We start from the raw sequence: 13,147 nt of genomic DNA, 5'->3' as shown, positions 1-13,147 counted from the left end.
AACATGTGAACTCCGCTACAAATTCAATTTTTCTATTATCTCATTGATAATTAAAGACTTATCTTCGAGATCACAAAGAAGTAATTTTTAATTCCGTCCCCTGGTTTTATCCTTTTCGGGGTATAGGGCCATGCCCGCCATGCGGCGCCTATGAAGAAAGCCACGTAGGGTGGGCACGTAGTTTGTGCCCACCTTTTTATCCAAGGATGGACTTATGCCGCGTAGGCCATGGATGGCCGGGAGCGGCTTTGCCCTGTACCGCATCTTTCGCGTGGGCACAAAAAGCGTGCCAACCCTACCAGACTTTCGGGACATAGGGCGGGCCATGCCCGCCATGCGGCGCCTATGAGGCGCCCTATGGGAGAAGCCTGTAGCCACCACCCACCATTTATAGATAGTTGAACAGCGACAACCCTTTCACCTTCACATAGGCCTGTTGCGCCGCCTGCAGCGCTACCATCTGGCTTTCAAAACGGGCAATGGCCTCGGCATAATCCAGATCTTGTTCTTCTGAGCGGTGAGTTTCAAGAATCAGTTTCAGATCCTCATTCACTGCCTGCTGCTCTTCCACCGCATTCAGCCGACCGCCAACCGTGGTACGCACTTCAATGATATTCTCTAATGCCAAGTTCACATCAGTGATATAGCGAGTGACAGAATTTCCAGCCTCCAACTCGGTTGCCAGGAGATCCAGCGTCTCAAAAATACTGCGCTTTGAAGTGACGGGTGGTGTTGTTGCTGAGGTGAGACCGGTATTGGCTGTAGTGGCTGTTCCAGCAATGGCCACTGTAACACCCGTACCACCGACCGCAGTAAGCGTGAGGGTGGTTGCCGTAGCATTGACTGCGGTCACTCCGGTTTCGCCGGAAATGGCATTTATTGCATTCAGTAACTGGGTGGCTCGATCAGTCGGACTGGCCGCAAGCGGCAGCGCACCTATACTGATTGGCCCATTACCATTGCCGCCATCAATAGTGATATCACCGGCTGTAATCGCCGCAGGAGCAGGATCTGTTGGGGCAATCACATTGACTGTAGCAATCGGACCGGTAGCGACATTCATGTACGTATCGAAACCGTTATCCCCATCCGCTACCGTACGACTGGGTGCAATCTGGAGTTCACGTTGACCGCTGTCGCCATTATACGTGTAGACACCCGCACTATAAGAGAAAGGGCGTGTACCGGACTGATAGCCGGCAAAGACATACTCTCCGCCACTGTCTTTTGCATTGGCCATGGAAAAGATCTGATCGCGCAATTGACGAACCTCTGAAGCCAGAGCGGCCTTGTCTGTCTGCGACAGCACATCATTATTACCCTGGACCGTCAGCTCCCTAACCCGCTGCAATATATTGGTTGTACCTGCCAGGGAGCTCTCTTCTGTCTCCAGCCGAGACGTGAGTCGGTCAATGTTGCTCTGATATTGGGTCAAGGTTTCGACCGCACCATTGAGTCCCATTACACGCGCCGCACTGGCCGGGTCATCCGACGGCACCAATAAACGCTTTCCCGTTGAAAGTTGAAGCTGAGTATCACTCACACTGCTCTGCTGTTTCAACATTGAGCTGATACTACGATCTGTGATCATTTGAGTCGAGATGCGTATCATGATTACCTCCGGACCGCCCCTATCAGCGTATCAAACAGGGTACCGGCCACGGAAATGACCTGCGCCGCCGCCTGGTACGCCTGCTGATATTTGATCAGGTTAGCGGCCTCCTCATCCAGGTTCACACCACTGATAGAGAGCAGGGAATTTTGGTGTCGCTCCCTCAAGCCATCGGTTGCATTGAAATTCACTTCAGCCTGATGGGTCTTTGATCCGACATCAGACACCAGCTGACTGTACGCCTCCTGAAAGGTCGCCGTCTCCAGACCACCACCCGTCTGGCCCAGCATCGTATCCGCCGACTGAAGATCAGCCAGCTTCAGGGCATTGCGATTATCACCCACACCCCCGCTGTTATTCTCTATCACAAACCGATCACCCGCTGCGGGGGTACCGGTCATGGTAAAACTCATACCCCCGTATGCAGCAAAGTTAAAAGTCGCGCCATTGCTTTGGGTAGCGGGATCATAGGCGATGGTACCACCAGGACCACCCGTGACAGTAAAGCCCGGTCCACCAAGATGCGCTGTGGCGCCCCACTGCAGTGTAATGGTAGCGGGACCGGCCAACGGAAGATTGGTGGTATTGCTGTAATCCGGCTGGCTTATATCACCGGTTCCCTGGTTGGGACCGCCCCCGGAATTGGTTGAGTGAACCGCCCGTATAGGTCCGGCGGCCGCAATCTTGCGGGGATCAGTAATCGACATAGTGAGATTATTGGCAGCATATCGAGTCGGTTGAATTAGATACCGATCCCCCGCTGTAGCCGCCGCCGAAATACTTACGGAAATACCGTCAATTTCAGCCGTAGTGTAGGGATAAGTGCCGCCTGTATTAATGGTGGTCACCTGACCATCTGAGAGCCGTGTCATGGTGAACTGATTGGCTGTGGTAGTCGCACGCAGCTCATAGTCACTGGCCGTAAGGTTCCCGGTATCAACAAAGGTCGCAGTGACGACTGCCGCACTGGCATTGTTGGTATTATCTAATACGCTGACACTGTGTGAGGCAAAAAACTGGCCACCAAAACTCCCATCCAGGTCCAGACCCTGCTGATGCTGGGCATTGATACGGTCCGTCATGCCGATCGCCACCAAGCCCAGTTGGTTCATGGCAGGCTTGAGAACCTGTTCACGGAAGTTAATCAAACCACTCAACTCCCCACCTGAGAGTTGATCGGTGACAACCTGAGTGCCCGATACATTGGTAAAGGCGATGTCACGTTGACTCAGATCACTGCTACTATTTACGGAGGTCAAAGTGGCATTGGTACCACCCATGACCAGTGCCTGGCCCTTGCCAATAAAGACATTCCAAGCCCCATTGTCCTGCGGAACAACTGATATATTGATCAGCTTGGAGAGATCACTCAGCAACACCTCACGCTGATCAAGCAGATCATTCGGCGTACCACCACCGGCAGCACCAGTCGCCTCAATAATGCCCTGATTGACTCGGGCAATAGACTGGGCAAGACCGGTAATCTCTGTGGAGAGATCACTCATTTCCTGATTCAGCTGGTGGTTCATATCGGTAAATTGACGATAGAGGTCATGGTAGCGATTCACCATGGCCCCACCCTCGGACAACAACACCTGGCGTGAAGAAATTGAGGCGGGATCATCCGCCATTACTTGCATGGCATCAAAGAAGTCCTGAATGGCAGGATCAAGTCCAATATTGGGATCAGCTAAAATATTATCCACCCGGCTGGCATGACTGAAATAGTTTTCCATTTCAGAGGCCGTTGTCTGGGCAGAGCGCAATTGAGTAGCGATAAAGTCATCGTACATGCGCTGAATTTCGACAACCTTTACACCGGAGCCGAGATAACCAACACCGGTTAACTGAGGTGGCTGTGTGGCAAGATTGACACGCTGCCGGCTGTACCCTTCGGTATCTGAATTGGCAATATTGTGCCCGGTCGTTGTCAGCGAGCGCTGAAACGAGAGCAGTGCCGATGTACCTATATTCAGTATGCCTGCCATTTGTCTGTCCTGTTTGCGGCTTTTACACGGAAAAACCGTTCATACCATTTGTAGCCCGGAGGATAGGTTGCCACGTCCCTCCTCCACCTTTCCTGCAACTGACTTTATTCATCAGAGGGCGGGCTATGCCCGCCAAGCGGCGCCTGTGAGGCGCCCTATCCCTTATCACTATATCGGCTGATCAGCTTCGAGCTTGAGTCTTTCCAATGCGCGCGTCATCTCCGCGCCATTCATTACAGCATTGATTTTATTCGCATATTCCGGATCCGTAGCGTAACCGGCACGCTGCAACGCCGTGAAATAAGACGCACTATCTGCGGTCGATTCAAGCGCTTTGTCATAGCGTGGATTGGATTGAAGAAAATCCACATAATCATGAAAACTGTCACGAAGCGATTCATAGGATCTGAAAGCGGCACGCTTTTTCACGGCTGTTCCTTGATCATATTCCAGCGTACTGACACTGACGCGATCGCCATCCCACCGTTGATCGGCTTTGATACCAAATAGATTATTTGCAGGACTACCATCTGCACTGCGGATCAAATGTTTACCCCAACCCGTTTCCAATGCGGCCTGTGCCACCAAGGCCTGGGGCTTTAAACCGAGAAGACCCGCCGCTTCGATAGCCCATGGCCAAAGCTGCTCAACAAATTCATCTCGGCTCCAGTGATTGGGATCCGGTCGATTATTGTCTGTAGCAACAACCTTTGGCGACTCAGCAACATCTGCACTGTCGCCGGATACGCCTGGCTGATACAGCCTTATCGCCATAGCCAGACGCTGATAATCCTCAATCGATTTAACAGGCATGGATGAGCCAGCACGCTCACCTGGCTCTGCATCACCTAATTGTCTTTTGATGACATCGGCCAATCCCATACCACCACTCTCTGAAAGGTGGATGGCCAGCTGCTGATCGTACATATCGCGATAAAAGAGGCTCTGGTCATTGTCCATCAACCCTTCACCCAACCCCGCCTGTCGCATACTCTTCAACATCTGTTGTACAAACAACGATTCAAATTGTTTCGCCACCTCATCCAGCGAGCCCTTTGCATCCTTCGATGCCCGCGCCTTAAGCGCGGTCAGGCCCTCCATACTGGTGTAGATTGAGGCGTTGGCCATATCCATCAGATGATGACCAGCTCGGCTTTAAGAGCACCAGCCTGTTTCAAAGCCTCCAGAATGGCCACCAGATCAGAAGGTGCGGCACCTACCTGGTTCACAGCACGTACCACTTCATTGAGTGAGACACCCGGATTAAACAGGAACATCCGGCTACCACCTTCAGCCACATTCACATCAGTACGGGGAACGACCGCAGTCGTACCACCTGAAAAAGCACCGGGTTGAGAAACTTCAGCGTTCTCGCTGATAGTGACCGTCAGACTACCGTGTGAAACGGCCGCAGGAGAGACCTGTACTTGATTACTGATGACGACCGTTCCCGTGCGTGAATTAACGATCACCTTGGCGGCGGTCTCACCAGGATTCACCGGCAGATTCTCAATCAGCGAAACAAAAGAGACGCGCTGTCCCAGATCGGAGGGCGTATTGACCCGTACAGAGGTTGAATCAATCGCCTTGGCCATACCCGGCCCTATCGCTTGATTGACGGCATCCACAACGCGCTTGGCCGTAGTGAAATCACCTTCATGCAGATTCAGTGTCAAGTAGTTGCCTTGATGAAAACCAGAGGCCACCGTACGCTCAACGGTTGCACCATTGGGTATGCGGCCGACACTGGGGATGTTAATGGTAATGTTTGAGCCGTCAGCACCTGAAGCACTCAAGCCACCCACCACCAAATTGCCTTGTGCAATGGCGTAGACCTTGCCGTCAGCACCCTTGAGTGGTGACATCAACAGCGAACCGCCCCGGAGACTTTTGGCATCTCCTATGGATGAAACAGTGATATCAATCTTCTGGCCTGGCTTAGCAAAGGCCGGAAGGTCTGCATGAATCGTTACGGCAGCCACATTCTTGGGTTTAATCTGGGTTCCTGGCGGCACCACGATACCTAACTGATTCAGCATGCTTTTCAGGCTCTGCTCAGTAAAGGGAGCAGCGCTGCTCTTGTCACCCGTACCATTCAATCCAACTACCAAGCCATAACCGAGCAATTGGTTGGAACGCACACCGGCAATAGAAGCCAGATCTTTAATTCGCTCAGCATGTGCTGTTCCCGCCGCAAAAAACAGTAACAACAGCAGACTCACGATCATACTCACCCGATGAGTCGTCAGTCCGATCTGAACCGCGTTAAATGTTGTAATCTGTTTCATCATTTTCACCTAGAAGGGGAACAGGGCGCTGATAAAGAATTTTGCAAACCAGCCCATCACATTAGAATCAGCAACAGCACCATCACCTTTATAGACAATGGTGGGATCAGCGAGCCGGGTTGAAAGCACGGTATTAGTCGAATCAATATCTGCCGGGCGCACAATACCCGAGACCTTCACATACTCATTGCCCTGATTAATGCCAATACGTTTTTCACCTCTGACCATCAGATAGCCGTTGGGCAAAACCTCAATTACCGTAACGGTCACATCTCCGGTCAGTTCATTATTCTGCGCACTGTCGCCCTCACCCGAAAAATCGTGCTCAGACTCCAACGAAAAACCCAGATTGTTGTTGTTATTACTGGCAAGTGGTAGAAGACCGGGCGCATTGAATTGAGGGGTACTGCCCAGGATGGTCGGATTGGTGACACTGTTACTGTTAGATTTCTTGACCGCCGTGGTGGCCTTTTTCTTGGCATCAGTCTTTTCAGCTAACTTAATGGTCAGCATGTCACCGACACGCCGCGCGCGCATATCCTCAAACCAGCTACGCTCATAACCCGCCTGATAGATAGATCCATTACCCATCGGTGCGGGAGGGGGTATAACAGGACGCATCGGTGCATAGGCAGGATCACGTACCGGTGCGGACTGACATCCCGCTAATCCAGCCGCAATCAGGGCCAACATCAAAAGAGAAAAAAGCCGATTCGTCATTTCAATCACCTGCTTAAAGCTGATTGCTCACATAGGCCAACATATCATCGGTCGTAGAGATTGCCTTGGAATTCATTTCATAGGCCCGCTGGGTCTCGATCATATTCACCATCTCTTCAACCACATTCACGTTCGAACTCTCGAGTGAGCCCTGAACCACTGTACCGACACCGTCAACACCGGGTGAGGCCGTAGTCACAGTTCCGCTGGCAGCCGTTTCGCGGAACAGGTTTTGACCCACTGCGGCAAGTCCTGTTGGGTTAATAAAATCGGCCAGTTCAATACTACCAATTTGAGTCGGTGTACTATTGCCAGACACCAGTGCAGAGACCACACCATCTGTACCAATCGTGACACTGAGGGTATTCGCAGGCACGGTAATCGCCGGCTCCAATGCATAGCCATTGTTATCGACAATCTGGCCATCCGCACTCAAACCAAACGAACCATCGCGGGTGTAGACAATAGAACCATCGGGATGCAAAACCTGAAAAAAACCACGTCCTTGGATCGCAATATCAAATGAGTTACCGGTCTGCATGATATTGCCTTGCGTATGCAGTTTCTGTGTCGCCACCGTGCGAACACCGGTACCTAATGCCAGGCCGGATGGCAGCTGGGTGTCCTGCGACGATTGCGCCCCCACTTGGCGGACATTCTGATAGATCAGGTCCTCAAATGAGGCACGGTCCCGCTTAAAGCCAGTGGTACTGACATTGGAGAGGTTGTTCGATATCACAGACATGCGGGTCTGTTGTGCATCCAATCCTGTTTTTGCGATCCAGAGTGCCGGGTACATAGTGCGTCATCCTCTACTCAATCAAATTACTCAAAAATATCATTGCAATCCGCTTGCCAACTTCATCAACCCATTCGCATGATGCTGGCGGATGATTCATCCGTCTGCTCTGCAGTCTTCATCATCTTTACCTGCATCTCAAAGCGACGAGCAAAGTCGATCATGTCCACCATGGAATCAACAATGTTGACATTACTGCTCTCCAACGATCCAGTGACCAGCTGAATCTCAGCCTCTGCCTCCAATGGCTGGCCATCACGCTGGCGCATCAGACCATCACCGCCTTTCTCCATCATATCCAGGGAGGGTGCAACCATCTTGATTCTGTCGATCTCTGCCAGCTCCGCCGCCCCCTGTCCGAGTGGACGAATTGAGATCGTACCGTCTGATGCAATATCGATTTTTTCAGAAGGAGGGATGGCAATCGGTCCGCCGTTGCCGATTACCGGCAAACCATTGCCGGTTGTGAGCAAGCCATTGGCATCAACCTTCAAATCTCCACGCCGGGTGTAAGCCTCACTCCCATCCAGGGATTGAACAGCAAACCAGCCATCACCGTTGATCGCCATATCCAGATCACGCCCGGTATGGACAACGGCACCGTGTTTGAAATCCGTACCGGGCCGTTCACTCATGCCATAGACCCGGGTCGGATAGCCATCCCCAAATACCGGCATACTGCGAAACTGCTGCAAATCGGCCAGGAAACCAGGCGTGGTCGCATTGGCCAGATTATTACTGTTACTTGACTGAGCAAGCATGGTCTCTTTAGCACCACTCATGGCAACGAAAAGCATGCGATCCATTATCTTCTCCTGTATGAATCACCACTATTGGTGAATCACCTGGATTGGAATAAATTCATTCCAATCCACTAGTCTTAACGTATATTGATAATCGTTTGAGTTACCGTGTCAGCGGTAGTAATCACTTGGGCATTCGCCTGGTAATTACGCTGCGCAGTAATCAGGTTGACCAACTGCTCAGCAATATCCACGTTGGAGTTCTCCAGACCACCGGACTGAATCAGACCAAAACTTGAGGTGCCTGCCTCACCCATCTGGACATTGCCAGAAGAGAAAGTCTCCGCCCAGCTGGTATCACCTAACTGCCGCAAACCTTGTGGATTATTAAATTTCGCCAGAGCGACCTTGCCCAATCCTGTGGACTGACCGTTGGTAAAACGCGCAAAGACCACACCAGAGTTATCAATATCGACGCCACTCAGTCGGCCCGTTGCATAGCCATCCTGGGTCAAGTTATTGACAGCAAATGCCGAACCAAACTGCGTGGTACTGTTGTAATCAAATGTAAGATTTAACGCAGCAGCACCAGTGATAGGAAGTGCGTTGTAGGCAATAGTTCCGGTGGCCGAGACACTACCAGAGCCCGTAGTGAGTGCACCTGATGTACTGAAGTTTACTGTTGCACTCGGGTAGGTGGCAGAAGATGGAGCTGCAGTTGAATTGGTAGTCGGCGTGACAATATTGCCATCCACTGTGGTATAGACATGCCATTGATTGGCTACCGTATCCGATTCCCGGTAGAACATGGTCATGGTATGGGCCGCGCCCAGTGAATCATATACCGTTGTTGAGGTTGAGCTGTCATACGAGGTAGCGATTGTTGGATCAAACAGTGTCGCGGCTGCAGTCGCTGTGCCGCTGGCATCCAGATTAACCGCCACCGTTGCTGCCGTTGTCGCGGAAGGTGCACCAGAGAGCGTCGGCAACTGCAAGTCTGTCGTTGAACCGGTATTAAAATTGGTCGTGCTGTTGCCTATTGGTGAAAAGACCTGTAAGCGATCATTATTGTGATTAACCACATAGCCGTCCCTATCTACGGTATGGGCACCTGCTCGAGTGTAGGAGACATTACCCGCAGCATCTTGAAGCGTGAAGAAACCTTCACCATTCAGGGCAAGGTCTAAATTACTAGCGGTAAAGTTGATATTACCCTGACTGAACTGCTGGGCGACGCGGGAGACGCGTACACCACGACCGGCCGCGGTGGCACTCACATCCTGAATGGATGTGGCGTAAATATCAGCAAACTCGGCGCGGGACTGTTTAAATCCATTCGTTGCAGAGTTGGCAATGTTATGGCCCGTGACCTGCAGGTCAGTTGATGCGGCATCAAGTCCGCTAAGTGCTATACGAAAAGGCATCTCTCTTCTCCTTTAAATTATTCAGCGGATTTCTGCTACAGACTCAAATGATACCGGCCCCAAGCCGGCCAGATTGACGGTTAAGCCCTGCCCTACGCCACCAATACTTACGCTACTGACTTTCGCTTCAATCAAAGTGTAGGGCGTCACTGTTTCTCCATTTACCTGAGCCTGCGCCTCAATTTGGTACTGTCCTGCGGGAACGGCATCACCATTCTCATCCAACCCATCCCAGGTAAAGTCCACCTCACCTTTGGATTGTGTACCTAGTGGAATCTCTTTAACCAGGGCACCCGTTGTATCAGTGATCCGAACGGTCACATTACTGGCCGATTCAGTAATTCCGACCACACCTTTAATGGTGCCACCGGACTCCAGATTTCCGGTATTGACCGGCACCAGAACATTACGCCCAACCAGATTGGCCGCCTGCAGCGCCTGATCTGAAATCATCGAATCTGAAAAACCCGAAAATGAGTTGTTCAACTCATCGATACCAGAAACTGCCGCAAACTGGGATATCTGTGTAGCCAGCTCGCTGTTATCCATCGGCTTAAAGGGGTCCTGATGGGTTAATTCAGTCACCATCAATTCCAGAAAATCCTCCATTTGTAACTGGGTATTATCCTTGTTCGCCTCCACCTCACGGGAAAGCCCTAGCGTCTGGTATAACTGATCAGTGCTGGCTGCATTGACTGTACTCATTCGATTGCTCCTTTATTCGCCTAACCGCAGGGTGGCGACCATCAATTGTTTGGCCGTATTCACCACTTCGACATTGCTTTGATATGAACGCGAGGCGGAGATCATATTCGCCATCTCCTCCATGACATTTACGTTGGGACGAAAGATATAGCCCTCTTCATTCGCCTTCGGATGATTGGGGGCATACTCCATATTCAGCGGCGCTTCACTCTCAATCACGCCCTTTACCTGTACACCCACTGCGGGCTCATCGGGATTAAGCTGATTAAGTAACGCACTAAAAACCGGCTGCCTGGCCTTGTAGGTCTCTTCAATACTGCTGCTGACACTATCTACATTGGCCATATTGCTGGCTACCGTATTTAATCGCAGCGATTGCGCACTCATGCCTGAAGCAGCGGTATCAAATATCTTGAACATTGACATGATTATTGCCCCGTTATGGCTTTCTTAAGGGTTTGAATAGTGCCACTGAGAAATCTCAGACTGGTCTGATACTGAATGGCATTTTCTGCATACGCGGTGTGCTCAAGCTGACTATCGACAGTATTGCCATCCAGACTGGGCTGACTGGGAATACGGTAGGCCATCTCACTGGGTGAGATGACACCATTGTCCAGTGGAATATGGTTTTGATGGGTTGTGCGAACGGTTACCGAAGGCGTCTGCTCCTGGCGCAAGATCTCACGAAAATCAAAATCCCTTGCCTTGTATCCCGGTGTATCGGCATTGGCGATATTACCCGCCAACACTTCGGCCCGCCGTGCATGTAGTTGGAGCGATTGAGCATGTAGCCCTAATGTCTTGTCTAGCTTCATCAGTCTGCTTCCTGGTATTTCCCAAAAGCTATAAAGCAGACTGTGTGCCAACTTCCTATCTAGATGTTTTTATTGATATTTCGAGAGGAAAAAGCGGGCCAGGATGTTAAAGCGGCAAGCCAAAGCCGGTAAAACGGCAATAAATATCCGTAAAACAAACAAAGCGGCAAATTATTTGAGGCGGTAGGCGATGCCACCCATGCTGCTGACCATCTCAAATCGATCAGTATGGGCGGTTAAGGATTCGGTTGAGCCAAGAAACAGATACCCGCCATGATTAAGGGCTCGGGCCATACGGGCAATGATATCCCGCTTCTGATCACTGGAAAAATAGATCAGTACATTACGACAGAAAATGACATCGAATCGGCCCATCATCTCGTAACCTTTGGTGAGGTTAAGTTCACGGAAGCTGACGCGCTGCCTGATCTCCGGCTTAACTTCGAGGCAATCACCATTGGCTTTAAAGTAACGGCTCTGCTGATCCATACTCAAACCGCGAGATGCCGACATCCCACAATAGATGCCCTTCTTCGCTTCCGTAAGGACAGTAGACGAGATGTCAGTAGCGATCACCTCAGCACCACCGGGCAAAGCCCCCGGATTGGCCCTTTGGTAATCCTGCACCACCATGCTGAGATTATAGGGCTCCTGACCGTACGAGCAAGCCGCAGACCAGATCCTGATTGAACGACCGGAACGAGACTTGATTTCCGGGCAGATCATATCTTGTAGCAGACGAAAGTGGGACATATCGCGAAACCAGAAGGTCTCGTTGGTGGTCATGGCATCAATGATACTGGTGCGTAATTTCTGGTTTCTTCCACTGCTAAGCTGATTAAGGAGATCACCCACCGTAGCAATGCCGTACTCCCGCATCAGTCCACCCAATCGACTGGAGACGAGATATTCTTTTCCAGCACCCAAGACAATCCCACAGGCGTCTTCTAAGAACTTCTGAAACGCCTCGTAGTCACCGTGTGACAGCATATTCCGGCTCGCTACGCACTGTTGCATGATTATCCATTCTATTGAGTTTTCTATCCCTGTTAAGAGTTCAGTGCCTGCACTTCCAGCTTATGTTGTTTGAGGCGTGCCTGTACCACTCTTGCCAACTCATCCGGCTCATATTTTGCCAAAAATGCGTTGGCTCCCACCTTTTCAATCATGGTCTGATTAAATACACCACTCAGTGAAGTATGGAGGATAATATGCAAATTTGCGAGAGTAGGATCTTTACGGATCTCCGTTGTCAGCGTATAGCCATCCATCACGGGCATCTCGACATCTGAAATAACCAGGGCCAAGAAACCAGGTACGTGCTTCCCTTCTTCTGTCCATGCCTTTAATTGGTCCAGCGCCTGTTTTCCATCATTGCAGACCGTGGTCATGACACCCAGTCGATCCAGAACACGCTTGACCTGATTACGGGCCACTGAAGAGTCATCGGCAATCAATACATGTTGGGTTTCATCAATGGCATCCTCCTCAATCACTCCCTCGGAGACACCCTCGGCCGACCCCACAATTTCGCTCAGCACTTTCTCGACGTCAATGATTTCTACCAACTCATCATCAACCCGCGTGACTGCAGTCATGTAGCTGCCCTTTGCTGCACCCTTTGGCGGAGGCAGGATATCACCCCAATTCATGTTGACAATCCGGTCTACTGAACCGACTAGAAAACCCTGAATCCTACGGTTGTATTCAGTAATAATGACAAAACGACCTTCAATGTTATCCAGTGGGGGACCACCAATCGATTGCGACAGATCCATAACAGTAATAGTCTTGCCCCGCATATTGGCAATACCCCTCACCACCGGATGGGAGCCAGGCAACTGGGTTAAGGCTGGACACTGAATCACCTCTTGCACCTTAAAAACATTGATGCCGAATCTCTGCCTGCCAGCCAATCGGAACAGTAGTAATTCCAGTCGGTTATGACCTGCAAGTTTGGTTCGTTGATCAACACCGTCAAGGATTCCGGCCATCTCTACCTCTCATGTTCTATATTTTCTTCTTTAGGTTAGCGACCCATCAATCCATT

General features: G+C 50.9%; 13 protein-coding genes. All 13 read right to left on the bottom strand.

Annotation, left to right across the window (positions count from 1 at the left end; translation table 11 throughout):
• Positions 1 to 388: 388 nt before the first annotated feature.
• Positions 389 to 1,612, bottom strand: a complete 1,224-nt coding sequence (gene flgL, locus FHP88_RS09785) for a flagellar hook-associated protein FlgL (RefSeq protein WP_144358856.1) — start codon at positions 1,610 to 1,612, stop codon at positions 389 to 391.
• A 2-nt stretch (positions 1,613 to 1,614) separates the two neighbouring features.
• Entirely contained in the window at positions 1,615 to 3,600 is a 1,986-nt protein-coding gene (gene flgK, locus FHP88_RS09780; RefSeq protein ID WP_144358855.1) for a flagellar hook-associated protein FlgK, read from the bottom strand.
• A gap of 168 nt (positions 3,601 to 3,768) precedes the next feature.
• Entirely contained in the window at positions 3,769 to 4,734 is a 966-nt protein-coding gene (gene flgJ, locus FHP88_RS09775; RefSeq protein WP_144358854.1) for a flagellar assembly peptidoglycan hydrolase FlgJ, read from the bottom strand.
• A complete protein-coding gene (locus FHP88_RS09770) occupies positions 4,734 to 5,828 on the bottom strand; it encodes a flagellar basal body P-ring protein FlgI (RefSeq protein WP_144358906.1) in 1,095 nt (364 codons plus the stop codon). Before FHP88_RS09770 ends, flgJ begins: the two co-directional genes overlap by 1 nt.
• A 69-nt stretch (positions 5,829 to 5,897) precedes the next feature.
• Complete coding sequence (gene flgH / locus FHP88_RS09765) at positions 5,898 to 6,608, bottom strand: flagellar basal body L-ring protein FlgH (RefSeq protein WP_144358853.1); 711 nt, start codon at positions 6,606 to 6,608, stop codon at positions 5,898 to 5,900.
• 13 nt (positions 6,609 to 6,621) lie between these two features.
• A complete protein-coding gene (gene flgG / locus FHP88_RS09760; RefSeq protein ID WP_144358852.1) occupies positions 6,622 to 7,407 on the bottom strand; it encodes a flagellar basal-body rod protein FlgG in 786 nt (261 codons plus the stop codon).
• A gap of 65 nt (positions 7,408 to 7,472) precedes the next feature.
• Complete coding sequence (flgF, locus tag FHP88_RS09755) at positions 7,473 to 8,213, bottom strand: flagellar basal-body rod protein FlgF (RefSeq protein ID WP_144358851.1); 741 nt, start codon at positions 8,211 to 8,213, stop codon at positions 7,473 to 7,475.
• Positions 8,214 to 8,287: 74 nt separating this feature from the next.
• Positions 8,288 to 9,574, bottom strand: a complete 1,287-nt coding sequence (gene flgE / locus FHP88_RS09750) for a flagellar hook protein FlgE (protein WP_144358850.1) — start codon at positions 9,572 to 9,574, stop codon at positions 8,288 to 8,290.
• 21 nt (positions 9,575 to 9,595) lie between these two features.
• Positions 9,596 to 10,279, bottom strand: a complete 684-nt coding sequence (locus FHP88_RS09745) for a flagellar hook assembly protein FlgD (protein WP_144358849.1) — start codon at positions 10,277 to 10,279, stop codon at positions 9,596 to 9,598.
• 12 nt (positions 10,280 to 10,291) lie between these two features.
• Positions 10,292 to 10,705, bottom strand: coding sequence for a flagellar basal body rod protein FlgC (gene flgC / locus FHP88_RS09740; RefSeq protein WP_144358848.1), 414 nt, complete (start codon positions 10,703 to 10,705; stop codon positions 10,292 to 10,294).
• A gap of 2 nt (positions 10,706 to 10,707) precedes the next feature.
• On the bottom strand, positions 10,708 to 11,097 hold the full coding sequence (flgB, locus tag FHP88_RS09735; RefSeq protein ID WP_144358847.1) for a flagellar basal body rod protein FlgB: 390 nt from the start codon (positions 11,095 to 11,097) through the stop codon (positions 10,708 to 10,710).
• Positions 11,098 to 11,268: 171 nt separating this feature from the next.
• Positions 11,269 to 12,114, bottom strand: a complete 846-nt coding sequence (locus FHP88_RS09730) for a CheR family methyltransferase (protein ID WP_260843231.1) — start codon at positions 12,112 to 12,114, stop codon at positions 11,269 to 11,271.
• Between the two features lie 32 nt (positions 12,115 to 12,146).
• A complete protein-coding gene (locus FHP88_RS09725) occupies positions 12,147 to 13,091 on the bottom strand; it encodes a chemotaxis protein CheV (RefSeq protein WP_144358846.1) in 945 nt (314 codons plus the stop codon).
• Positions 13,092 to 13,147 lie beyond the last annotated feature (56 nt).

The organism is Sedimenticola selenatireducens (genome assembly GCF_007625115.1).
Lineage (GTDB): Bacteria > Pseudomonadota > Gammaproteobacteria > Chromatiales > Chromatiaceae > Sedimenticola > Sedimenticola selenatireducens_A.
This window is presented reverse-complemented; position numbering and strand designations above follow the sequence as displayed.